General features: G+C 63.5%; 25 protein-coding genes. 12 read left to right on the plus strand and 13 right to left on the minus strand.

The genetic code is table 11. The annotated features are described in order from the left end of the window. The first annotated feature begins 9 nt into the window (after window positions 1-9). The 7 genes from PQ627_RS13295 (at window position 10) to asd (ending at window position 5,358) form a co-directional block, all read left to right on the plus strand. Entirely contained in the window at window positions 10-1,662 is a 1,653-nt protein-coding gene (locus tag PQ627_RS13295; RefSeq protein ID WP_274261744.1) for a hypothetical protein, read from the plus strand. Next, window positions 1,659-2,051, plus strand: a complete 393-nt coding sequence (locus tag PQ627_RS13300; RefSeq protein ID WP_274261747.1) for a GntR family transcriptional regulator — start codon at window positions 1,659-1,661, stop codon at window positions 2,049-2,051. Before PQ627_RS13295 ends, PQ627_RS13300 begins: the two co-directional genes overlap by 4 nt. After that, the gene (locus tag PQ627_RS13305; protein WP_274261748.1) at window positions 2,048-2,851 is read left to right on the plus strand and encodes a thymidylate synthase; all 804 of its coding nucleotides are present in this window, start codon (window positions 2,048-2,050) and stop codon (window positions 2,849-2,851) included. The genes PQ627_RS13300 and PQ627_RS13305 overlap by 4 nt, the downstream gene beginning before the upstream one ends. Further along, entirely contained in the window at window positions 2,848-3,444 is a 597-nt protein-coding gene (locus tag PQ627_RS13310; RefSeq protein WP_274261751.1) for a dihydrofolate reductase, read from the plus strand. The genes PQ627_RS13305 and PQ627_RS13310 overlap by 4 nt, the downstream gene beginning before the upstream one ends. 10 nt (window positions 3,445-3,454) lie before the next feature. Next, on the plus strand, window positions 3,455-3,694 hold the full coding sequence (locus PQ627_RS13315) for an NF038396 family protein (protein WP_144659380.1): 240 nt from the start codon (window positions 3,455-3,457) through the stop codon (window positions 3,692-3,694). 24 nt (window positions 3,695-3,718) lie between these two features. Beyond that, window positions 3,719-4,120: a hypothetical protein gene (locus PQ627_RS13320; RefSeq protein WP_274261753.1), complete on the plus strand. Its 402-nt coding sequence runs from the start codon at window positions 3,719-3,721 to the stop codon at window positions 4,118-4,120. A 95-nt stretch (window positions 4,121-4,215) separates the two neighbouring features. Further along, window positions 4,216-5,358, plus strand: coding sequence for an aspartate-semialdehyde dehydrogenase (asd, locus tag PQ627_RS13325; RefSeq protein WP_274261754.1), 1,143 nt, complete (start codon window positions 4,216-4,218; stop codon window positions 5,356-5,358). Between the two features lie 19 nt (window positions 5,359-5,377). Here asd and PQ627_RS13330 read toward each other — a convergent pair whose 3' ends face one another. Together PQ627_RS13330 and PQ627_RS13335 are read right to left on the minus strand one after the other, a co-directional pair. Further along, window positions 5,378-6,067 (minus strand): DUF559 domain-containing protein, encoded by a 690-nt coding sequence (locus PQ627_RS13330; RefSeq protein WP_274261756.1) that lies wholly within the window; start codon window positions 6,065-6,067, stop codon window positions 5,378-5,380. A gap of 508 nt (window positions 6,068-6,575) precedes the next feature. After that, on the minus strand, window positions 6,576-7,697 hold the full coding sequence (locus PQ627_RS13335) for a winged helix DNA-binding domain-containing protein (protein WP_274261758.1): 1,122 nt from the start codon (window positions 7,695-7,697) through the stop codon (window positions 6,576-6,578). A gap of 85 nt (window positions 7,698-7,782) precedes the next feature. Between PQ627_RS13335 and PQ627_RS13340 the strand changes: the two genes are divergently transcribed. Then, complete coding sequence (locus PQ627_RS13340; protein WP_144659375.1) at window positions 7,783-8,262, plus strand: hypothetical protein; 480 nt, start codon at window positions 7,783-7,785, stop codon at window positions 8,260-8,262. A gap of 16 nt (window positions 8,263-8,278) precedes the next feature. Here the strand turns inward: PQ627_RS13340 and PQ627_RS13345 are convergent, their stop codons facing one another. From PQ627_RS13345 to PQ627_RS13375, 7 genes are read right to left on the minus strand one after another with little or no spacing between them, the layout of a single operon-like run. Continuing rightward, entirely contained in the window at window positions 8,279-9,346 is a 1,068-nt protein-coding gene (locus tag PQ627_RS13345) for a UDP-N-acetylmuramate dehydrogenase (protein WP_274261761.1), read from the minus strand. A 9-nt stretch (window positions 9,347-9,355) separates the two neighbouring features. Beyond that, on the minus strand, window positions 9,356-10,672 hold the full coding sequence (locus tag PQ627_RS13350) for an MFS transporter (protein ID WP_274261932.1): 1,317 nt from the start codon (window positions 10,670-10,672) through the stop codon (window positions 9,356-9,358). 41 nt (window positions 10,673-10,713) lie between these two features. Further along, window positions 10,714-11,151, minus strand: a complete 438-nt coding sequence (locus tag PQ627_RS13355; protein WP_144659373.1) for a MaoC family dehydratase — start codon at window positions 11,149-11,151, stop codon at window positions 10,714-10,716. 2 nt (window positions 11,152-11,153) lie between these two features. Next, window positions 11,154-11,603: a MaoC family dehydratase N-terminal domain-containing protein gene (locus PQ627_RS13360; protein WP_144659372.1), complete on the minus strand. Its 450-nt coding sequence runs from the start codon at window positions 11,601-11,603 to the stop codon at window positions 11,154-11,156. A gap of 53 nt (window positions 11,604-11,656) precedes the next feature. Next, window positions 11,657-11,881: a DUF3188 domain-containing protein gene (locus tag PQ627_RS13365; protein ID WP_144659371.1), complete on the minus strand. Its 225-nt coding sequence runs from the start codon at window positions 11,879-11,881 to the stop codon at window positions 11,657-11,659. A 20-nt stretch (window positions 11,882-11,901) separates the two neighbouring features. Continuing rightward, window positions 11,902-12,822 carry a DUF2797 domain-containing protein gene (locus tag PQ627_RS13370; protein ID WP_400452242.1) on the minus strand — a complete coding sequence of 307 codons (921 nt, stop codon included), beginning with the start codon at window positions 12,820-12,822 and terminating at the stop codon, window positions 11,902-11,904. Window positions 12,823-12,830: 8 nt separating this feature from the next. Further along, window positions 12,831-13,694, minus strand: a complete 864-nt coding sequence (locus tag PQ627_RS13375) for an HpcH/HpaI aldolase/citrate lyase family protein (protein WP_144659369.1) — start codon at window positions 13,692-13,694, stop codon at window positions 12,831-12,833. Window positions 13,695-14,072: 378 nt separating this feature from the next. On the opposite strand from PQ627_RS13375, the gene PQ627_RS13380 reads away from it, so the two are divergent. The 4 genes from PQ627_RS13380 to PQ627_RS13395 are packed head-to-tail and all read left to right on the plus strand — an operon-like array spanning window position 14,073 to window position 17,870. Further along, a complete protein-coding gene (locus PQ627_RS13380; protein ID WP_274261766.1) occupies window positions 14,073-15,095 on the plus strand; it encodes an ABC transporter substrate-binding protein in 1,023 nt (340 codons plus the stop codon). A gap of 2 nt (window positions 15,096-15,097) precedes the next feature. Further along, on the plus strand, window positions 15,098-15,985 hold the full coding sequence (locus tag PQ627_RS13385; RefSeq protein WP_144659368.1) for an ABC transporter ATP-binding protein: 888 nt from the start codon (window positions 15,098-15,100) through the stop codon (window positions 15,983-15,985). Next, window positions 15,985-16,896, plus strand: a complete 912-nt coding sequence (locus PQ627_RS13390; protein ID WP_144659367.1) for an ABC transporter permease — start codon at window positions 15,985-15,987, stop codon at window positions 16,894-16,896. The genes PQ627_RS13385 and PQ627_RS13390 overlap by 1 nt, the downstream gene beginning before the upstream one ends. Window positions 16,897-16,946: 50 nt before the next feature. After that, window positions 16,947-17,870 carry a TauD/TfdA dioxygenase family protein gene (locus PQ627_RS13395; protein ID WP_274261769.1) on the plus strand — a complete coding sequence of 308 codons (924 nt, stop codon included), beginning with the start codon at window positions 16,947-16,949 and terminating at the stop codon, window positions 17,868-17,870. A gap of 91 nt (window positions 17,871-17,961) precedes the next feature. On the opposite strand, the gene PQ627_RS13400 is transcribed toward PQ627_RS13395, so the two are convergent. The 4 genes from PQ627_RS13400 to PQ627_RS13415 all read right to left on the minus strand — a co-directional run bounded on the left by PQ627_RS13400 (window position 17,962) and on the right by PQ627_RS13415 (window position 22,621). Then, window positions 17,962-18,915 (minus strand): aldo/keto reductase, encoded by a 954-nt coding sequence (locus tag PQ627_RS13400; RefSeq protein WP_274261771.1) that lies wholly within the window; start codon window positions 18,913-18,915, stop codon window positions 17,962-17,964. 20 nt (window positions 18,916-18,935) lie between these two features. Beyond that, complete coding sequence (locus PQ627_RS13405; RefSeq protein WP_274261773.1) at window positions 18,936-20,690, minus strand: glycoside hydrolase family 13 protein; 1,755 nt, start codon at window positions 20,688-20,690, stop codon at window positions 18,936-18,938. An 84-nt stretch (window positions 20,691-20,774) separates the two neighbouring features. Further along, entirely contained in the window at window positions 20,775-21,674 is a 900-nt protein-coding gene (locus tag PQ627_RS13410) for a carbohydrate ABC transporter permease (protein ID WP_274261775.1), read from the minus strand. Further along, window positions 21,674-22,621: a carbohydrate ABC transporter permease gene (locus tag PQ627_RS13415; RefSeq protein WP_274261777.1), complete on the minus strand. Its 948-nt coding sequence runs from the start codon at window positions 22,619-22,621 to the stop codon at window positions 21,674-21,676. Before PQ627_RS13415 ends, PQ627_RS13410 begins: the two co-directional genes overlap by 1 nt. Window positions 22,622-22,643: the final 22 nt, after the last annotated feature.

The raw sequence follows: 22,643 nt of genomic DNA on the forward strand, positions 1-22,643 counted from the left end.
GTCTTTACATTGTCTTTCTACTTGCCGCCGCTCCTGCTCCTTGGACCTCTGGTTGGCGCCGTGCTCGTCTACCTTTTCCTCAGGCTCCAGGTCTGGTCCAGGCCCGATGCCAAGTCCGTGGAATCGCACGGGCTCTGGGTCGGCATCATCGGCTGGATGGCCAGTTCCCTGCAAGGGGCCATGAGTACCGGCATCCTCAAGGCGAACCCCTCAGCATCGGCGTCGAACGCACCCACTGCTCCGGATCAGATATTCACGGCCCTCGCTTGGCCCGTCCTTGCGGCCTTGACCGTTCATGCCTTGGGCCAGTGGAGCTACCCAGGCCCCAAGGCAGCCCGCCGGTACGCTGAACTAACAGTCCGCAGGATCCGCGACTTCCTGCCTCGAAAACTCACCTTCTGGACGGCCGGCATATTCGTCTACGCGGTCATAGCCATAGGCTCGATTGCAGCACTTCCCGCCTACGCTCCAGTAGCTCCCGACACGACTCCCCGGCAGCTCCCGGACTACAACACCGGCTACGTTGGGCAGGGCCAGGACGGCCGGATCGCGGGTTCGGAACTGGCCGGCTGGCTCGGTGGGGCCCTGCTGGTACTCGCAGTGGGTACGTGGCTGGTCCTGGTGCTCATTGCACGACGCCGCCAACTTGAAACCCTCAGCAGCGAGGACAATCTCACCCTCCGGGCCATCGCGGCCAACCGCCTGCTGCGTACGGTAGCCACCATCGCTGCGGGCCTGGCCAGCATCGCCGGCAACTACGCTGCCCTCCCCGAGCCTGGTGCATTGTGGCAATCGTCGTGGTTCAACGCCCTCGGAGCAGTAAACATGGCCGTGCTGCTGGTCATGTGGTGGTGGAGGGTGCCCATCCTTCCTTCCCTCCAGGCAGCCAGGAGATCCATCAGCGGTGCGGCTCTTCGCGCCGATCCCCGCACGCACGGCGCGGCGAAAGTCAGTGTGTCCCTTGGGGCAGTCCTTGGAGTCGCAGGCGTCTTGCCGCTTCTGACTTTGGTGTTCTGGTTCGGTTTCATCCCCGAAGAAAGCAAGGGCCCCATTGCCCCGGCGATCGTCGTCTCCGTGACGGCCGCGCTGGTCCTGCTCACCATTGCCGCAGGCGAGCTGCTGATCGCCCGCAATTACGGGGTTCCCGACGCACCTCTGGCTTGGCCGCGTCAGGCAGTATCCAAGGGGCTGCTCACCTTCGCCATCATTTCGGCTGCCATATTTGCCGTGACCATCGTCATGACCGCCACTGCCCAGGCACTCCTGGTCGGGCCACCTACATGGCCGGCCTACCTCGCCCTCACGTTCGGCGTGGGGCTGGTGGGTGCCGCCGCGATCCTGGCCACGCGCCGTCGTCGTGGTCTTCCCGAACCCGGGGAAAACCGCGGACTTGATCCCGCGCTGCGTGCCATCACGATGTTCAGGATCGTCCGGACGCTGGCAGCCTTCTTCCTGGCCCAATCCGCGGTGATGCTGCTTGGCAGCGCCGAGGCCTGGGGAACGCTCTTCCCGGCGTTCAATCAACTGGGACCGAGTCCTGTGTACATGGCAGGAGTCGTCCTTGCGGTTGCGGCCATAGCCGTCGCGGTGACGCCGGTCCGGAGCCTTTTCCGTGCCATCCCCCGCAGCAAGCCCTCTCCGACTGCGGAACGCGCCCAGTGACCGCCGGGATCACCATCGACCTCGCGGACCCCGTCCCGCCCTACGAACAGATCCGTAGACAGCTCAGCTCCCTGATCGCCGTCGGGGTCCTGGCACCCGGAAGCCGCCTGCCCACGGTGCGGAGCCTTGCGGCGGACCTCGGGATCGCGGCGGGTACGGTAGCGCGGGCGTACAAAGAACTTGAGCAGTCCGGACTGATTGAATCACGACGCCGGAACGGGACTGTCGTCGTCGGGCCGCCTGCCGTGCCAAACGGCACCGCAGGGGCAGACGCGGAGGTGATTGCCGCCGTCGACCGCTTGATCCGGACGGCGCGGCGCGCGGGTGTGGGTGACGAAACGCTCATAGATCTGCTTCGCGGAAGGTTGGCCAGTAAGCTTGAACCGTGAGCATCCCCACCCCGTATGAAGACCTCCTGCGCGACGTCATGGCCAACGGCACGCACAAATCCGACCGCACCGGCACGGGAACGCGCAGCGTGTTCGGACGCCAGTTGAGGTTCGATCTCGCCGAAAGCTTCCCGCTCATCACCACCAAGCGGGTCCATTTCAAGTCCGTCGCGGTGGAGCTGCTGTGGTTCCTGCGCGGGGACTCGAACGTGAAGTGGATGCAGGACCAGGGCGTGTCCATCTGGGACGAATGGGCCGATGCGGAAGGCGAGCTCGGTCCCGTTTACGGTGTCCAGTGGCGCAGCTGGCCCACCCCGGATGGCGGCCACATCGACCAGATCTCCGAGGTCATGAAGAGCCTCGCCGCAAACCCCGATTCCCGGCGGCACATTGTCTCCGCGTGGAACGTCTCCGAGCTCAAGGACATGGCCCTGCCGCCGTGCCACGCGTTCTTCCAGTTCTACGTGGCCGATGGCAAGCTGTCCTGCCAGCTGTACCAGCGCTCCGCCGACACCTTCCTGGGCGTCCCTTTCAACATTGCCTCCTACGCGCTCCTGACGCTCATGGTGGCGCAGCAGCTTGGCCTGGAACCCGGCGAATTCGTGTGGACCGGCGGCGATGTGCACGTTTACGACAACCACGTGGAGCAGGTGACCGAGCAGCTCAGCCGCGAGCCGTACGAGTACCCGCAGTTGAAGCTCCTGCGCAAGCCCGACTCGATCTTTGACTACACGCTCGACGACTTCGAAGTGGTCAACTATCGCCACCACCCCACCATCAAGGCGCCGATCGCGGTATGAGCGACTCTTCTTCCGCCCCGGACCAGCTCCCCGGCGTCATCTTCACCCAGGAAACCGCTGCCAAGATGACCGGCATCGGCATGATCTGGGCCCAAACCACGTCCGGTGTCATCGGCAAGGACGGCACCATGCCGTGGCAGTTGCCCGAAGACATGAAGCACTTCAGCCAGATCACCACCGGACACCCGGTCATCATGGGGCGTCGGACCTGGGAATCCTTCCCCGCAAAGTACCGTCCCCTCCCGGGCCGGACCAACATCGTGGTGACCCGCAATGAAAAGTGGGCTGAGAGTCCGGAGGCGCAGGGCGCCGTCGTGGTTTCTTCCCTGGACGAGGCCCTCCTGGAATCCCAGTTTGCCCCCGGCGGGCAGAAAGTGTGGATCGTCGGCGGCGGGGAAATCTACCGCCAGTCCATGGGCATAGCCAACATTGCGGTCATCACCATCATCGACACCGATGTGGAGGGTGACACCTACGCACCCGAACTCGGCGATGACTGGACCTTCGACACCGTTGCGCCCGCCGAAGGCTGGCTCACCTCCAAGAACGGCACCAACTACCGGTTCACCACGTGGCGCCGGAACGAAAGCTAGGAAAGCCCACATGCTGAAAAAACCCGAAACCCTCTTCGTGCTGGGCTACATGCTGCTGCCGCTGTTCGCACTGCTCTCGGCCATTGTTGGGCTGACCATGATTCTTGGGGGCAACAAGATCGTGGGCATCATCGTCCTGGTTGTTGTCACGCAGGTGTTCACGTTTGGTGCATTCTTTGCCCTGCGCAAGCGCAAGGCCGCTTTGCTGCAGGAGCACGAGGCACTGCAAGGACCCGACGCCGGCCTCTAGGCTCGCGGCCGAGAGCCCACTTTCATGACCCCACCAGAGCGCCGTCGCAGACACCGACAGGGATACTACGCGCGGCAGATCGAGGCCGAGGCCGAACGCCAAGGCCTGACATTTGAGGAATACGGGGTCTACAAAGGGGACGTCGGCAGTGCCGTCAAACCCATCAACTCAGCGGGTGGACTACTGTTTCTCAGCATCCTCATCACGTTGATCATGGCGGTGGTAGGCGTATTGATGGTGAAGCTTTTTGTCGATGGCACCGAAGAAATCAATTGGGTACAGATTGTCTTTACCATCGTCGTCGGCCTCTGGCTCGTCCCCACTGCCTGGTTCCTGTATTTCAAGGAACGCAAAGCCTCGCGCCTTCGGAAGCAGAACGGCAAAACCATCGAACTGCCAACCCGCCGCAACACTCCCCGCGACTGAGTCCGCTCAATCGCTGTGGCGGGAGCCGGCGTCGTGCTTTGGGTGCGTGACGTAACCAACAGCGGCAGTCTGCTCCAAAAGTTTAGACTTGGAGAATGACTACAGCAGCTAATCCGTCCGTAGGACTGGTCGGTTGGCGTGGCATGGTCGGCTCCGTCCTGATGCAGCGCATGCAGGAAGAGAACGACTTCGCCAACATCAACCCGGTATTTTTCTCCACCTCGAACGCAGGAGGTGCCGCCCCGTCCTTCGCTGATGGGGCCGGCAAGCTCGAGGATGCGTTCGATATTGAGACGCTTGCCAAGCTGCCGATTATTGTCACCGCCCAGGGCGGCGATTACACCAAGCAGGTCCACAGCGAACTCCGCAGCCGCGGCTGGGACGGTCTCTGGATCGACGCTGCCTCCACCCTTCGCATGAACGACGACTCGATCATCGTGCTGGACCCCATCAACCGCGACGTCATCGACGCCGGGCTGTCCGGCGGCGTGAAGGACCTCATCGGCGGAAACTGTACGGTTTCCTGCATGTTGATGGGCCTTGGCGGCCTCTTCAAGAACAACCTCGTCGAGTGGGGTACGTCCATGACGTACCAGGCCGCTTCCGGCGGCGGCGCGCGCCACATGCGCGAACTCCTGAACCAGTTCGGAACCCTGAACAAGGAGGTCAGCAGCGAACTCGAGGATCCGGCATCGGCCATCCTGGAGATCGACCGCAAGGTCCTCGCCACGCAGCGCACCGGCGTTGACGCCACCCAGTTCGGAGTTCCGTTGGCCGGTTCCCTGATTCCGTGGATCGACGCCGACCTCGGCAACGGCCAGTCCAAGGAAGAATGGAAGGCCGGGGTCGAGACCAACAAGATCCTTGGCACGTCCAAGGGAACCCCGGGCAAGGAACACATCGCCATGGACGGGCTCTGTGTCCGCATCGGTGCCATGCGTTCGCACTCGCAGGCTCTGACGCTGAAGCTTCGCGAAGACCTGTCCGTCACGGAGATCGAGAACCTTCTGGCCAAGGACAACGAGTGGGCCAAGGTTGTGCCCAACACCAAGGAAGCCTCCATGGCGGACCTGACCCCGGTTGCAGCTTCCGGCACCCTGGACATCCCTGTTGGCCGTATCCGCAAGCTCGAGATGGGTCCGGAGTACATCAGTGCCTTTACCGTGGGCGACCAGCTCCTGTGGGGTGCGGCCGAACCGCTGCGCCGCATGCTCAACATTGTGACGGGCAAGCTCTAACCCAGGCATTATCACGTCCCTAACCCGCTGTTCCGTTGCTGCCCTGCAACGGAACAGCGGGTTTTCGACGTTCTGGCCTCGACAAGGCAGTCTTCACTTGCCGCTCCACTTCCCACGGCCTGCCGAGATCCTGCCACTCGATTCGGATAACGTCCCAGCCCAAGGCTTTGAGTGCTTTCTCACGTCTCCGTTCCTGAAAGACCACCTCGTCAGTAGGCGCATAGTCGAAGTACTTGGTGCGGCCGTCGAACTCGAGAATGACTTTGCTGTCGGGCCATCCGAAGTCTCCGCGGTAGCGACCGATGGGAGTATCGACTTCGAGCTGAAGCACGGCTTCCGGGATTCCCAGCCTCTCCAAAAGAGCACGCGTCCGGGTCTCGCCCACGGATTCGGAACGGCCATCCATTGCGTCCAGCACCCGCCGCAAGCGTCGAGCGCCTCTGGTGATCCGGCCCCCGTCCACATAAGCCTGAATCAACACCGGATCCGCCCCTCTACGAAGGGCTTGGTCTGCGACCACCAGTGCCCGTTCGAATTCCAGGGTCCGGGCACAATCGACGACAGTGCGCTCCAGGCTCGACACTCTGGCGCGTCGCCCCCAAGGCGTCAGGATCTCAACAATCTCGGCAGCTTCCAGCGCTCCACCATGTGCCTGTACATCCTCCCCGGAACTTGCCTGGGCCGGCGAGAACGGCGTGGTGACGTGCACCAGGGGCCCACCATCCCACGGTGCGCATCCATGCAGGCGCGCGGCACTGGCATGGCTGTAGAGATTGGCCGAGCGCGAACTAAGCTGGTGTGCTTGGATTCTCAGCAGGTCCTGCTCCCAGGGAGGTCGGCGACGCCAGTCTGAGCTTCGGGCGTATGCGCCCCGTCTTACCCGAATAAGCTTGCCGGAGCGCACACCCGCTGTCAGCACGCGGTCGCCCAAGCCTTTTCCTGCGAGTTCCGACGTAACAGCAATGGTGCTGTCAGGCCAATTGGCGGCTATCAGTGCATCCAGTTTTCGCGATTGCATGCATTCATCGTGAGTTGATCCAGGGATGTCAGGACATCCCTTTTCCGCCGTATGTGGACAAGTGCTGCATCAAACCACGGCAGAGCGGAGACGGCCCTCGGCGGGCAGCCCCCTAATAACGTCGCGGACCCGCACTAACGTCGTTGGGCTACAACGTAAAAGCGGGCCGACAACGACTTTGACCCGCAGCGGCGGGGAGTCAGCCGGCCATGAACTTCAGATACGCACGGCCCTGGGCCTGGAAGGAACGCTCCGCCGCCGGACCCAACGTCCCCTCGAACGGCTCAGGCTCGACTCCGATGGTCTTGCCACTCACAGTCCTGCTCCACGTCCCGATAACCTCGCTCCCGGAGACGATGATCCGCTTGAATACCCCGTTCTTTCCAGGCACCACGAGCTCGGCGAATTCAGGATCCAGGACCAAGCTGCGGTCCTGGTAGCCCAGCAGGTACTCGTCGAACCCAGGCAGAGCCAGCAACGAGCGCGAGCCGGGAACGCCGTCGTCGAGTATTGCCGCTGACTCGGGCGAAAGCCAATAGCCGCCACCGCCGAACTGCAGCTCAACCAGGCGGTTACGGACCGCATCGAGGGCGGCGCGGGCCTCCGTCAGGGGAATCTGGCTCCACCAGGAGAAATCCTTCACCGTCGCCGGCCCCCGGCTCCTGACGTACCGGAAGAGCAACTCGGCGATGCCTTCCTCACGGCCAACGTCCCGGGACTGCGGGATCCATTCATCCAACGGTACGAAGAGTTGCTGCACCCCGACCTTCCCGTTGGAAACCGCCATCGGCCCTTGAACGAGCCAAGCGCGTTGGCAGAGGCTCCCGAGCAGGTGAATGCCGCGCTGCGCCTTGGTGGGCTGGCCGGCTTCCTCGAAAGCCTGGAAAAGCTGCTCCCGGGTCGCACCCGGCGCACCCTCCGCCTTGAGGACTTCGGTGGTCTTGAAAGCAATGTCCCGGCAGTGGGCGATGTCGTCGGGGGTGATGGAGAGCTCGCGGTGGCGCCCCGCCACGGCGTTCATCAGCCGTCCACTGGTGATACCCAAAATCCAGCGGAGGTCCTCAGGGGCCAGCAGATGCAAGGTGCCCCGCATCGGCCACGATCGGACGACCGTCCCGGCGTCGAGCGCGGCGCGCACATCCGAGGCAGCGATCCCGGGCACACGCTGGCCTACCGCCCATAATGCCGAGCCGAGATCCTGCGCCTGCATGGCCGTCATCCAGCGGACGGCCTCGGGGACAGTGGAAAAACCGCCACCCAACAAGCCTTGGCTGGCGAGCCGCAATCGGCCCAGGACGCGCGGAGTAAGGGGTGCAGGCATGCTTCATCCTAAAAGCAGCAACAAGCACAGGGAACCTTGCCACGCCTCCCAGCCGTCACCCAGCAGCGGCTCCTAGGATGGTTCCATGCTTTTCGGTGATCTTGCTCCGCTCGTGCGGCCGCTGAGCCGGTGGTTGGCTACCGCCGGCTGGTTCTGCACGCTGGTCGGGCTTGGTGCCGGGCTGATAGTTGCGGTCGGAACCGGCGTCAGCCTCTCCCCCTCCATGCAAGCCATCCAGACCATCAGCCTGGTGTCGACAGCTGCTGCGGCGTTGCTGATAGGAACCGCAGCGGCCAGCCAGCCCCTCTCGGATCGCCACGACGATGCCCCCGAGCCCTGGTACTACCCTGCAGCCGCAGCGCAAGTGCGCAGCTTCCTGTTGGGGGCCATAGTGTTGCTCCTGGGGCTGGTTGGCTTCGCCACCGCAGGCTTGTTCATGCCCAGTGGGCCGTCGCCGCAGAGCATCGCCTTCAGCCAGATCTTTTTGTTGGGATCGGTCAGCTGCGGGCTCACCTTCCTGCTGCTGAACAAGGTGCTCCCCATCGCCGAACGCCGGACCCGCTAAGCGCAGGCGCTGTTGGCTACAGGCTGACGCCGATCAGCAGGGGCTCCGGGTGCAGCTCAATACCAAAACGTTCGACGACGCCGGCCCTCACCTCACGCGCGATGGCCACCATGTCCGCAGCCGACGCCGAGCCCCTGTTGGTAATGGCAAGGGTGTGCTTGGTGGACAGGGAAGCACGGCCGCCTGAAACGCTGGACTCCCCCAGGCCGAAGCCCTTCCCGAAGCCGGCCTGGTCGATCAACCATGCAGCGGAGAGTTTGACCAAGCCGTCCGACCCCGCGGGGTACCGGGGAGCATTCTCCGGGAGTTCCGCGGCGCGCCCGGCGGGGACGATGGGGTTGGTGAAGAAGGATCCCGTGGAGAACGTGTCGCGGTCGGCGGCATCGAGGACCATGCCCTTGGATGCCCGGAGCCGGAGAACTTCACGGCGGACATCGTTGGAGTAGGCCCGCTTTCCAACCTGGACACCCAGGGCCCGCGCCAACTCGGCGTAGCGGATCGGGGCACTCATGCGGCCCAGCGGCAGCTGGAATTCCACTGTCAGCACCACGTACCGCGGGGATCCTTCAACAGTGGTCTGCTTCAGGATCGAATCCCGGTAGCCGAACTTCAACTCCGAATTGGTGAAGGTCTGGACGGCGTTGCGCTCCCTGTCCCACGTCCGCACTGCGGCAATGGTTTGGGAAACGTCTGCCCCGTAGGCTCCTACGTTTTGCACCGGGGTTGCGCCCGTGGAGCCAGGAATGCCGGAGAGAGCTTCCAGGCCCGACCACGCATGCAGCACGGAGTACTCCACCAACGCATCCCAGTTGTGGCCCGCCTGGACCACCACGGAGACACCTCCGCAGCTGTCCTCGGAGTTCACGGTGAAACCCTCGGAAGCGATCTTCAGGACAGTGCCCGGGTAGCCGTCATCGGAGATCAGCAGGTTGGACCCTCCACCGATGATCAGGAGTTTCTCCCCCGCAGCATCTGCCGAGCGGACGGCGTCGATGATTTCTGCTTCGGTGCGGGCTTCGACATAGTTCCCTGCGGGGCCGCCGACGGCAGCTGTGGTCAATTCTGAAAGAAGCATCTGGGTCACCAATCAAGCCTAACGGGATTCGCTGGACTCCACGGACGCTGCTTTCTGCTTGCCGGCCAGCGGCGCCAGGAAGAAGCTGACCACCAGCAGGAGCAGGGGCGCCAGCAGGGAGTGGAGGATGCCGAAATGCTCGGCCAGCAGTCCGAGGAGGGGCGGCCCGCACAGGAACGCGCCGTATCCAATGGTCGACACCACGGAGACGCGGGCGGCTGCATGGACGGGATCATCCGCCGCGGCGGACATGCCGACCGGGAAGCCCAGCGAAGCACCAAGGCCCCACACCGCCAACGCCACGAAGGCAAGCCAAGGAACCGGGGAAAATACGAAAAGTGCAAGACCCACGACGGCGGTGGCGGAGCACCAGCGCATCACCCGTACGCGCCCGAACCGGTCGAGCACGACAGTTCCGGTGAACCGGCCAACAGTCATGAACGTGACAAACACGCCATAACCCACAGCGCCCGCCGCGTCGCTTTGCCCGTGCCCATCGGCCAGCGCCAAAGCCACCCAGTCTCCCGCAGCGCCTTCTGCCAAGGCCAACCCAAGGACCAAGACCCCGATCAGAAGGGTACGGCGGTCGCGCCAGGCGAGGGCGACAAGCCGCTTGTTGTCCAGCGGTGGGGCGGTCTCTGCCTCGGCCCCGGAGCCGGAGGCCCCGGAGCCGGAGGCCCCGGAAGGCTGGACGCTGACAATGGGCAGCGGTCCCGTAGACGGGTCCTGGAAGGTGTCCGTCTCACGGGGCTTGTAAGGTGCGGCAGCGGGGGCAGACTTTTCCGCACGGAACCAGAAACTTGCTGTGACAACCGAGGACGCAACCACTACGCCCACCACCAGGAAGTGCCAGAAGACAGGCATGTCCACTGCGGCTGCCCATGCTCCGAAACCTGCCGCGGCTACGGTTCCAAGGCTGAAGGCCCCGTGCAAGTGCGGCATGATGTGCCGTTCCAGCCCACGTTCGAGTGCCGCACCTTCCACGTTGGATGCCGTGTTCCAGCTTGCAGTACCCAGCCCCAGGACAACCAGGCCTGCGGCAACAATGAGCGGGCTGGCAGCGATCGAGGTGCCGATGCCCACGATGACCAGGCCCGTACTGACCATGCAACTGCCGATCCTCGTGGTCAGTTTGGGGCCAAGCCGCAGCACGATGAGCCCCGAAGCAGAAATCGAGATAAAGGACGCAACAGTCATGCACATCAGCAACAGGCCGATGCCGCCCGGGGTCAGGTCCAGGCCATCACGGATCGCCGGCAGCCGGGACACCCAGGTGGCAAAGGCGACCCCGCTGGCGGCGTAGGAAGCAAGAACAGCGACGCGCCACCGCAACATTTCCGTCGCAGTGGCACGCCGCTGTGCGTCGTTTGCTTGGCTCAAGAGACCTTCACAACCGCCTGCGACTTCATGAGGACTTTCTGTCCGGCAGCCACCACGGTGAGGTCGATACGGGCGGTGCGGGCATCGGCGTCGAGCGCTCCCACCACGCCGGTGACATCGATAACAGCGCCTGCCTCATCGGTGCCGGTGGTGTCGGTGACTACTACGGGCTTGGTGAAGCGGGTCTGGTAGTCGACGACGGCGGCTGGGTCGCCTGCCCAGTCGCTCACCAGCTGCACGGCCGCACCCATGGTGAACATGCCGTGGGCGATGACGCCCGGGAGTTCCACGGACGTTGCGAAGGACTCGTTCCAGTGGATGGGGTTGAAGTCGCCGGAAGCTCCTGCGTACTTCACAAGGTCCTGGCGGGTGACGTCAATGCTGCGCGTGCCAATTTCCTGGCCCACGCTCAGTTCTTCGAATGAGTGGCTCATGGCTACTGTCCCTCTCCGCGGACCAGGATCGACGAGGTTGTGGTGGCGACTTTTTCGCCTGCCTCCGTGGAAATCTCGGAGCGCGTGGTGATCATGGCTCCCCCGCCCATGGCCCGGACGCCGTCGACGTGGAGTTCGGCCACCAGGCGGTCCCCGGCAACGATGGCGCGGTGGTGGGTGAACCGCTGATCGGCGTGGACCACGCGGGAAAAGTCGATGCCCGACTCAGGGTCTTCAACCAGTTGGGCATCAGCGCGCTGGGCAATGATGATGGCGAACGTCGGGGGTGCTACGAGGTCGCTGTGGCCGAGGGCTTTGGCTGCCTCAACATCGAAGTGCGCCGGGTTGCTGGCCTTCACGGCCTTGGCGAACTCGCGGATTTTTTCACGACCGACGTCGTATACCTCTGCGGCAGGGTAGCTTCGGCCCTGCAGGTCCGGATTGATACTCATGCACCAACCCTATCGGGCACCGGCCGTGCAGGAAGAGCGGAACTCCCGGCTGCCTATTTCTTGTAGCTCTTGCGGATCTTCTGGCCTCGAACCACCAGTCCTGTGACATGAAGGATCAGTCCGACGCCGATCACGGGCAAGGACGCCACTGCCAGCGCCTGGTTGCCGGTGGTGTTCCCAAGAATGGACAGGATGAGTCCGACGGCGATCAGCCCCATGGCGCTGAAGACCAGCACTTTGTAGGCGGTTGAGGCGGTGGCCCAGAATTGTTCAAGCACCGTCCAAGTCTACCGGGGCTCTAGAACAACGAATCCTGCAGTGCCGGGATCTCCGTGGTGTGGGGCCCGAATTCGATGCGTCGTCCCTTCAGCGCGCCGAGGTCGGCCACGAAAGTACCTTCCACTTCATTGCCCCCGGCGTCGGGCAAGCCCGCCAAGGCGATGGCCCCCGACAGTGAGTGGACCCGCAAACCGTGCCCGCCGCCGTCGAACGCTGTCGGGTACGGATGGCGGATGGCGCCTGACGGCCGGGCGCTGCACAGCTGATGGGCCAACTCAGGCCGCTCCCACTCCTCCTCCACAACGGTGAAACCCGTCATGGCCAGACCCGACAGCAATTCACGCACGTCGGCGGCATGTTTCCGGTTGATGGCCTGGAGTTCGACGCCGTCACGCGGCTCCACGAGCGATGCCGCCTTTGCTGCCGAACGGACCTGCTGGACGAGGCCAAGGTCCCGGGTTACGAGGTCCTCGAGCACGCGGACCACACGGCCGTCTTCAGCGCGCGAAACATACGAAGCGTGGACGGCGCCCTGCTCCGCCAGGCGATTCCATTTGCGCCGGGCCGAAGCAGTACCAACTTTGCTGGCACCGTTGGCGAAAGTGGCCACGTAGAGCCAGTGCGGCTGCATGAGATAGGACCGGAGCCCAGGAGGCACGGAGCCGCCGCGGTGGAAGTCGTGCATGAGCCGGGAGTCGTCCCGCGCGAAGCAGGCGCCGCACTGTTTGCCACGTTCGGCAGGAGAACCGCCAGGACAGGGAACATGTGTCCTCTCGCCCGGACCATGTACCTTGACGTGGCCAAGGCACCACAATCCGGGCATAACACGCAGGCCCAGGGATGAACCCTGGGCCAACGCAACATCACTGAATTCCCCATCCGGGGTGTGGAGCCGCAATGCCGGGGATGATGAGTCCCACGCGACTCCGTGGACCAGCACGGGGCCCCTTACAGGGAAGGCTGGACCCCGAAGGCCACGGCGAGCTTCATGATCTTCTCAGCACGGCCCAGGCGCGGCAGGTCGGAGCCGTCGCGGATGACGCGGCCGTTGGCTTCGAAGTCGTTCATGAAGTCGGTGGCCCAGGCAACGTCGGAAGGCGTGGGGCTGATGACCTCGTTGATGACCGTGGTCTGGTCGATGGCCAGGCACAGCTTGCCGGTCATACCCATGGTCACGGTGATGCCCGTCTGCTCGCGCAGGATCGGGTGGTTGGTGCCGACGGTGGGTCCATCGATGGGTCCCGGGAGGTTGCCTACGCGGCTGGCGACAACCAGCTTGGCCCGCGGGTACGCCATGGCCTCAGGCGTTGCGGCCATGCCGGTGTCGCGGCGGAAGTCACCGGAACCGAAGGCCAGGCGGAAGGCACCCTGTGCGCGGGCGATGTGGTTCGCTTCCTCAATGCCGAGGGCTGATTCCACCAAAGCAACCACGGGAGTCTTGCCGTCCATTCGGTGATACGACTCAGTGACCTGGTCAGCGGATTCGGTCTTGGCGAGCATGACGCCCAGGAGCCCCGGGGTACCGCGCAGGCCGGCGAGGTCATCGGCCCAGAAATCGCTGGTGGCGTCGTTGATACGGACCCAGGCCTGGCCGCCGCCGGCGAGCCAGTTCACGACGTTTTCGCGGGCAGCGTCCTTCTGGGACGGGTCAACGGCGTCTTCGATGTCAAGAATGATGGCGTCAGCACGCGAAGCCGCAGATTCGTCAAAAAGCTCCGTCTTCATGGCATTCACGAGAAGCCAGGAACGGGCGATATCGGCGGGAATATTGCGGGTGGGCCGAATGGATTCGGCGGCGATGCTAGACGTCATGTATCTACCGTATCCGCCCTGCCGCCCGCAAGGCCAAGAATTCGCGTTCCTTGTGAGGATCAATACGAACTAAACGCCATATGACTGTGGAGTCCCGCAGTATGAAGGCCCGACGGCGGTACACGCCAGTCATGAACGGCCCACCTGACGCTGTTGTTCACGCGGCTCAACACTGCGTCTTTGAGTCGCCCGGTTGCCGGGAATGGCTCAGGATTTCGTCCCGTTTCGGGCTGTTTCGCAGCGTTTCCGGGCGTTACCGCGCTACTTCCCAGCCGCAGTCGTCATGGGCTTTCATCGTTCCCAAGCCGTTGCACAGCTCGCCAAGTACTTGCCGCAGCGGATCACCCCACCCACTCCAATCCATCGAAAGTAGCTCCCATGAAACTGCATCTGCCCCTCCTGAGCGTCGCGGCCGCCGTCGTACTAGCGCTGACGGTGAGCGGCTGCGGCGGTGCAGCCGAAGCCGGACAAAGCGGTCAGCCAGGCAACGAGGTCAAAGAACTTCGGTACCAAGGCTCGGCCAACAATGTGACCTTCCCCGAACTGGCAGCGGACCTCGGCTACCTGGGCGACCTGAAGCTGAACTGGGTGGGAAACACCACCAGCGGCCCGCAGGACATCCAGTCCGCAGCCACCAACCAGACGGACTTCGGCGGCGCCTTTTCCGGCGCGGTGGTGAAGCTGATCGAGGCCGGAGCCCCGGTGAAGGGCGTCGTGAACTATTACGGTTCGGACGAGTTGACCTTCAGCGGCTACTACGTCAAGGCAGAGAGCGACATCAAAGGTCCCAAGGACCTGATCGGCAAGAAGATCGCCGTCAACACCCTGGGCGCCCACCATGAGGCTGTCATCAACACCTGGCTGACCAAGAACGGCCTGAGCCAGGACGAGATCAAGCAGGTCCAGCTGGTTCCCTTGGCTCCCAACGACACCGAGGAAGCGATCCGCCGCGGCCAGGTGGATGCCGGAACGCTCGGCGGGGTCCTGCAGGACCGCGCCGTTGAAGCCGGCGGACTGCGCTCCCTGTTCAGCGACGTCCAGCTGTTCGGCAACTTCGCAGGCGGACAGATCGTGCTCCGCAACGACTTCATCGAGAAGAACCCGAACACCACCCGCACCTTCACTACCGGCGTTGCCAAGGCCATCAAGTGGGCAGCTGAAACACCGCGTGATGAGGTCATAGCCCGCTTCACCAAGATCATCGAAAGCCGTGGCCGCAACGAGAGCACCGCCAACCTGAAGTTCTGGAAGAGCCCCGGCGTACCGGACGCGGGCGTCATCCAGGACAAGGACTTCACGCAGTGGGAAGCCTGGCTGAACTCGGCCGGAATCGTCAAGGACAAGCTGACCGCGTCCAAGTACTACACCAACGACTTCAACGATCTCGCGAAGAAGGGATGACCATGACAGCGAAGATCAGCCTCAGGAATGTCACCAAAAAGTTCACGGTCCGGGCTACCAAGTCCACCCCCGCCACGACGCTGACTGCAATCGACTCCCTCAGCCTGGATGTCCGCGACGGCGAATTCCTCACCTTGGTGGGGCCCAGTGGTTCGGGGAAGACGACGCTCCTGGATCTGCTTGCCGGGCTCTCCACGCCCACCTCCGGCGAGGTATTGGTGGACGGCAAGCCGGTAACAGGACCTGGCAAAGACCGGGCCGTGGTTTTCCAGCAGTACGCCTTGTTCCCCTGGCGGACGGCTTCGGCCAACGTCTCCATCGGACTTGAGGGTGTGGGCGCGGACGGCAAAAAGCTGAACCGCCGCGAGCGCGCCGCGAAAGCCAAGGAGTACCTGGCGCTGGTGGGCCTCGCGGGCTTCGAGGACCGCTACCCCCACGAGCTCTCGGGCGGCATGAAGCAGCGCGTCGCCATCGCCCGCAGCCTGGCGTACGAGCCCGATGTGCTGCTGATGGACGAGCCGTTTGCGGCCTTGGATGCCCAGACCCGTGAGCAGTTGCAGGACGAGCTCCTCAGGATCTGGAAGGCCACCGGCAAGACCATCGTCTTCATCACGCACGGCATCGACGAAGCCGTGTACTTGGGCCAGCGCGTTGCAGTCTTGAGCGCACGTCCGGGCCGCCTCAAGGAAATCGTGGATATCGACATACCGGACCGTGACGGCGAGGAAGACATCCGCTCCAATCCTGCGTTCGTAGAGCACCGCCACCAGGTGTGGACCCTGCTTCACGACGAAGTCCGCCGGGCACAGGACGCCGGACACCGCAAGATCCTCCCGGACGGCAGTGCCCCGGACGAACCAGCAACCATCCCTGAAAGGAGCGCAGCCTGATGACCACCACCCTCGCACAGGCAGAAACCGCCGCGTCCGCACCCCAGCGGACAACCGCCGTCGAGCCTTCCGTTTCACAAGTACCCACGGCGGAACGTACGACGCCGGCCCCTGGCCTGGTGCGCCGGGTCGCCTCGGCTGTGGGTTCGGGCGTGTGGAAGTCCGCCGCCATCCTTGCCTTCCTGCTGCTGTGGGAGCTCGGGCCGACGTACTTGGCCAGCCCCTCCACCCGGGTCTTCCTTCCGCCGCTGCATGAAGTGCTTCTGGCATGGGGCAAGCTGTTCGAAGCCGGAACCATCCAAGGCCACATCGCGGCGAGCCTGACCCGTTCCGTGGCCGGTTTCGGGGCAGCCCTGGTGGCTGGTGTATCGCTGGGCTTGCTGATTGCCTGGTACGGACGGCTGAACTCGGTCCTGAACCCGTTGCTGGAACTCTTCCGCAACACCGCCGCCCTTGCCCTGCTTCCGGTCTTCACGCTGCTGCTGGGTATCGGTGAGGAATCCAAGATCAGCATCGTGGCGTACGCTGCGTTCTTCCCGGTGCTGCTCAATACGATCGCCGGCGTGAAGACCGTGGATCCGTTGCTGATCCGGGCCGCGCGTTCGCTGGGCCTGAACAGCTTCCGACTGTTCCAGAAGGTCATCCTGCCCTCGGCGGTGCCGACCATTTTCACCGGCATCCGCATGGCGGGCACCGCGTCCATCCTGGTGTTGATCGCAGCCGAAATGGTCGGCGCCAAAGCCGGACTCGGTTACCTGATCGTGAACGCGCAGAGCAGCTTCCTTATCCCGGACATGTACGCGGGCATCCTCACGGTCTCCCTGCTCGGGCTTGGCGTGAACTTCCTGCTGGTCGGCCTTGAACGGCACTTCTCCCGCTGGCGGACCGCCGTTGGTTCTGCCGCTTCCTAAGTTTTACCCGTGGCGATCCAGCCACACCCATCACTGAAAAAGGAAAAACAATGACTGTCATTACCGAAACCAAGCTCGAATTCGCCAAGCTGGGCTCCCGCATCGGCGCCGAGATCCGCGGCCTGGACATCAGCGGCGACCTGAGCGAGGACAATGTTGCCCAGATCCGTGCAGCGCTCAACGAACACAAGGCACTGGTATTCCGTGAGGCCAACATCCTCACGGACGAAGCCCAGGTGAAGTTCGCTTCGCACTTCGGGCCTTTGACCAAGGCGCACCCCACCGTGGCATCGGTGGAGGGCGAAGAGAATGTCCTGCCGGTGGACAGCGAGAACGGTTCGGCCAACAACTGGCACACGGACGTCACCTTCGTGGTGAACCCGCCCCAGGCTTCCACTCTGCGCAGCATCGACCTGCCTGCTTACGGTGGCGAGACCTTGATCGCTTCGTCGGCCGGTGCCTACCAGGACCTTCCGGAGGAGTTGCGGAACTTCGCGGACACCCTGTGGGCCATCCACACCAACGACTACGACTACTCCGTTCCCAAGAACCTGGAGCACGCCAACGCCGAGGAGCGCCGCAAGGAGTTCACCCGCTTGAAGTTCGAGACCGCCCACCCCGTGGTCCGCGTCCACCCGCTGACCGGCGAGCGCGGGCTCTTCATCGGCGGCTTTGCGCAGCGGCTTCGGATTGTGGGGCTTTCCAACACCGAGTCGAAGGACATCATCCGCTTGCTGCAGGCCTACGTGACCCGTCCGGAGAACGTGGTCCGGGTGAACTGGGAACCCAACCAGGTGGTGTTGTTCGACAACCGCATTACCCAGCACTACGCTCCGGACAACTACGACGGCCAGCCGCGCAAGCTCAACCGCGTGACGATCGCCGGCGACATCCCCGTGGGCATCGACGGCAAGCAGAGCCAGGCCATCCAGGGTGATTCCAGCACCTACTCCGTGGTGGCCGAACTGTCGTAGGGGGTCTTATGTGTTGCTGTTGTAACCCAGCTGAGTCGCAGTAGATGTCGTTTGAGCCTTGATGACGACAAGAACTGCGACTCAGTTGGGTTTAAGGGATGTTGCTTCCCCGGGCCGCCATCCACAGGCCGTACCACTCGGCCCGGGACATCTGCGCGGCCACGTCGGCAGCGTCGGCGCAGGCGCCGATGCGTGAAAGGTTGGTGGTGCCGACCACCGGCGATATCCGCGCAGGATGCTTCATGAGCCAGCCCAGCAGGACGGCTTCCACCGTGGTGTGCTTTTCCGCAGCAAGTCGCTGGAGCATCGCGGCAGTCGCCGTCTCCGCGTCCGATTGCGCGCCCGCACCTGTGTACCGCCCTTGGGCCAAGGAGCCGTACGCCTGAAGCTCGATCCCCTTGTCCATGCAGTGCTCAAGTGTCCCGTGCGGGAAGCCGGACCCAGCGCTTTCCGGATGGTTGACCAGCACTGTGCTCTCCAGCCAATCGCGCTTGAGCAGGCTCATCTCCAGTTGGTTCGCCACGACCGGCGTTTCCAGGCGGTCCTGGAGGTAGGCAATCTGGGCGCCGGACATGTTGGACACACCCAGTTGCCGCACCTTGCCTTCGGCCATCAACTGCCCGACGGCGTCAGCCACCTTGCGCGCGTCCATCAAGGGATCGGGCCGGTGCAGGAGCAGCACGTCAACGTACTCCGTTTGGAGCCGCTTCAGGCTCTCGTTGACCCGTTCGAGGATGGCTTCGCGGCTAAGGTCGTAGTGCGTCTGCAGTCCCCGCTCCCCCAGCCTGATCCCGCATTTGGTCTGCAGCTGGATCTTCTCCCGCAGGCCGTGCGAACGGACGAGGACCTCACCAAAGACGGCCTCTGATTTACCGCTGCGGTAGATGTCGGCGTGGTCGAAAAGCCCGATGCCGATACCCTGCGCCGATTCAATCACTGCAGCGGCCTGGTCGATTTCAGCGGCCCCGTAGGAGGTGCCGTCCCAGGAACCGCCCAGTCCCATGCAGCCGTAGATGAGGCGTCCCCGCCCGTTCGCATTGTTCACTTGTTGTCTTTCCCGTGCGCTTAGGCTTCGCGGACAATCCAGGCGGTGGTATCGGCCGGAAGCTTGCCGTCCTCCAGGGGACCGCTGCTGACGACGACGGTCCCCGCCGGAAGCTCGAACGCTTCTGCGCCGAAGTTGGTCACTGTTTCCCAGCCACCGGGGCGGCTGAAGTGCAGTACCTCGGGGTTGCCCGTTTCCACCCACTCGAGTTCTTCTTCGGTTTGAAGTTCACTGCGAAGACGCAGGGCCTGGCGGTAGAGCTCAAGGGTTGAGCCTTCAATGCCTTCCTGCGTGGACACGGCGTAGTCCTTGAACCAGGCAGGTTGGGGCAAGTGTGCGGTGCCGGCGCCGAAGCCGAAGGATGGGCCCTCCGGAGTCCACGGCAGCGGGACGCGGCAGCCATCACGGCCGATTTCCACACCCTTGTTGCGGAAGAACGACGGGTCCTGCCGTTCTGAGTCAGGAATCTCGGTGACTTCGCGCAGCCCGAGCTCTTCACCCTGGTACAGGTAGGCCGAACCGGGAAGTGCGAGCAGAAGCAAGGAAGCCGCCCGTGCCCGCTTGAGGCCAAGTTCGATGTCCAGCTCTTCAGCGGGAGCACCTGCGAGCAACCAGCCCTTGCCGTCCTGGCCCTTGGGCTCGGCACCGGTGATGTCCTGGGCTGCGTTGGTTCCCTGCGCGACGGAACCACCCTTCGGCAGCCCGTAGCGGGTGGCGTGCCGGACGACGTCGTGGTTGGAAAAGACCCACGTGGAGGAGGCTCCGGACTCCTTGGCGTGCACCAGGTTGTCCGTGATGATCTTCTTGAAGGATGCGGCGTCAAAGTCCGACTGCAGCAGGTCGAAGTTGAAGGCCTGGCCCAGGCCCTCGGGGCTGGCGTAACGCGCGCGGCGTGACTCGTGGACCCAGGCTTCGGCGACGGCCGTCCGGGGCGGGTTGTATTCGTTGAAGAGTTTGCGCCACTCCGCGTAGACCTCGTGGACTTCGTCCCGGTCCCAGAAGGGGTGGGAGCCGTCGATGAAACCGTCGGTTCCGTGGGCCTTCTTCAGGAGGTCTTCCTTCATGGGCATCGGCTCGGACAGGTCCTTCGCCATGCCGTGGGCAACGTCGATGCGGAAGCCGTCCACGCCTCGGTCGGACCAGAAGCGCAGGGTCTTCAGGAAGTCTTCGCGGATCTCCGGGTTCTCCCAGTTAAAGTCCGGCTGCTCCTTGGCGAAGATGTGCATGTACCACTGGCCGGGGGTGCCGTCCGGTTCCGTGATGCGCTCCCAGATGGGTCCGCCGAACACGGAGTCCCAGTCCGACGGCGGTACTTCGCCGTTTTCGCCCTTGCCGTCACGGAAGATGTAGCGATCCCGTGCGGCCGAGCCCTTCGGCGATGCGAGTGCTTCCTTGAACCACTCGTGGCGGTCGGAGGAGTGGTTGGGGACGATGTCCACTACGAGCTTGATGCCGGCGGCGTGCAGGGCTGCGGCCATCTCGTCAAAGTCTTCGAGCGTTCCGAGCTTGGGGTCCACGTTCCGGTAGTCGTCGACGTCGTAGCCGCCGTCGGCGAGCGCGGAGGGGTAGAACGGGCTCAGCCACACGGCATCGACGCCGAGTTCCTGCAGGTAGGGAACCTTGGCCGTGATGCCTTTGATGTCACCGAGGCCATCACCGTTCGCGTCGTAGAAGCTGCGGGGGTAGATCTGGTACACGGCAGCTTGGCGCCACCAGTTGGGGTCGGCCATGCGGTCGGAGTGGGACAGGTTTGCCTTGGTGGCGGAGGTGCTCACGAAACTCCTTTGATTTAGATTCTAAATTTAGTTCCCGAACCAGTATGTGACGGCTGGCACGGGAGGTCAACAGCACTTCCGGGGTCAGCCCTTCACAGCGCCCTGGGTAACCCCCGCCATGACCCACCTCTGCGTGAACAGGTACGCAACGATAGCCGGGGCCATGGCCATCAGGTAAGAGGCGAAGGAGACGTGGTAGTTGTTGCTGAACTGCGTCTGGAACAGGCTCTGCCGCACGGGAAGGGTCTGGAGTGCGGGATCGGAAATGATCAATGAAGGCATCATGAAGTCGTTCCAGGCATAGAGGAAGGCGAAAATACCCACCGTTGCGCTCATGGGAGCCAGCAAGGGGAAGATCAGTTTCCAGAAGGTCTGCCAGGTGGTGGCTCCATCGATCCTGGCGCTTTCTTCCAACTCCATGGGTATGGAGCGCAGGAACGCGGTGAAGAGCAGCACGCTGAAGCTCAGCTGGAACATCGTGGCCAGAAGGATCACACCGAAGGGATTGTCCAGGCCCAGCCGCCCGGTCAGCTGGATCTGCGGCAAGGCTACCACCGGGAACGGGATGAACATCGCCGCGAGCAGGTAGAAGAACGAATAGCGGAACAAGCGCCTGTCCCAGTTCCGGACAATCGCATACGAGGCGAAGGCCGCAAGGACGATCGTGGCAACCACGGTCCCGGCGGTAACCAGCAAGGACATCGCCGCCCCCACGGGGAAGTTGGTCAGCGTCCAGGCCTGGATGAAACCGTCGAGGCTGAAGGGAGCCGGCAAGGAGAAGGCATTGCCGTCCACGGCCTGCCCTTGCGTCTTGAACGCCATGGAGACGGTGACATACAGGGGCAGCAGCACAGTCACTGCGCACAGGACAAGGACGGTGGTCGCGGACCAGTTGATCCGCTCCGGCTTTTCGGGTGAGCGCCGGGCACCCGCAGAGGTGGCCTTGGTGGCGTGTGCAGAGTCGAGGGTGGCTTGTGTGCTCATCAGAGGGCATTCCGTCCGCGGGTCAGGGATAGCTGTACAAGGGAAATGGCAATGGCTACCAGGAAGAAGATTGTGGCGTTGGCCATCTGGTAGGCATAGTCTCCGCCGTTGAAACCGGTAATGACCGTCATGGCGATGCTTCGCGTGGAGGTACCCGGTCCGCCGTTGGTCAGACCCACGATGATGTCGTAGGCGTTGAGGAAACCCTTGAACCCGAGGATGACATTGATGACCACATAGCCGGCAACCAGCGGCAGCGTGATTTTGAGAAGCTGTTGTGTCTTGCTCGCACCGTCGAGGTCTGCTGCCTCATAGACGTCCCCCGGTACCGCGACGAGGCCCGCGATGTAGATGAGCAGGGATCCAGGAACTGCCTGCCATGCAGTGACCAGCACGATCGCGATCCACGCCAGGTCGGGGTTGGCCAGGAGGCTCCCCTCCAGCCAAGGGATTCCTGCGGAAGCGCCGAACGCCGGCAGGGAGTTCGAAAAGAGGAAGTTGAACACGTAGGCGATGATGATGCCGGAGACAACCATTGGGATCACGAAGATGGTCCGCAGCGCAGACTTCATGCGGATGCGGGAGGTCAAGCCGACGGCCAGCAGGAAAGCGATCACGTTCACCGCGATGACGGTGACAATCGAGAAGCCGAACGTGAACAAGTAGCTCTGCAGGATGGCGGGGTCGCTGAAGAGGGCGATGTAGTTGGTCAGCCCGACGAACTCCCAGTCTCCGATGCCAATGGAGTCCGTAAAGCTGAAGAAGATTCCGATGACTCCCGGGACTGTGATGGCCAAGGTGAATAGGACAAGGCTCGGCAGGAGGAAAAGGTAGAAGATGGGTTCAACCCGTTTCCCCTTGCGCTGCCGCGGGGCCGACGCCGGGCCCCGGCCGTTGCCAGGGGTTCCCTGGTCTTCTGATGTTTGGGGCGTTGCGATGATGGACATTTTTCTGGCTCCCTGTCTCTGC

Source organism: Paenarthrobacter sp. AB444, assembly GCF_028736865.1.
GTDB classification, from domain to species: Bacteria; Actinomycetota; Actinomycetes; order Actinomycetales; family Micrococcaceae; genus Arthrobacter; species Arthrobacter nicotinovorans_B.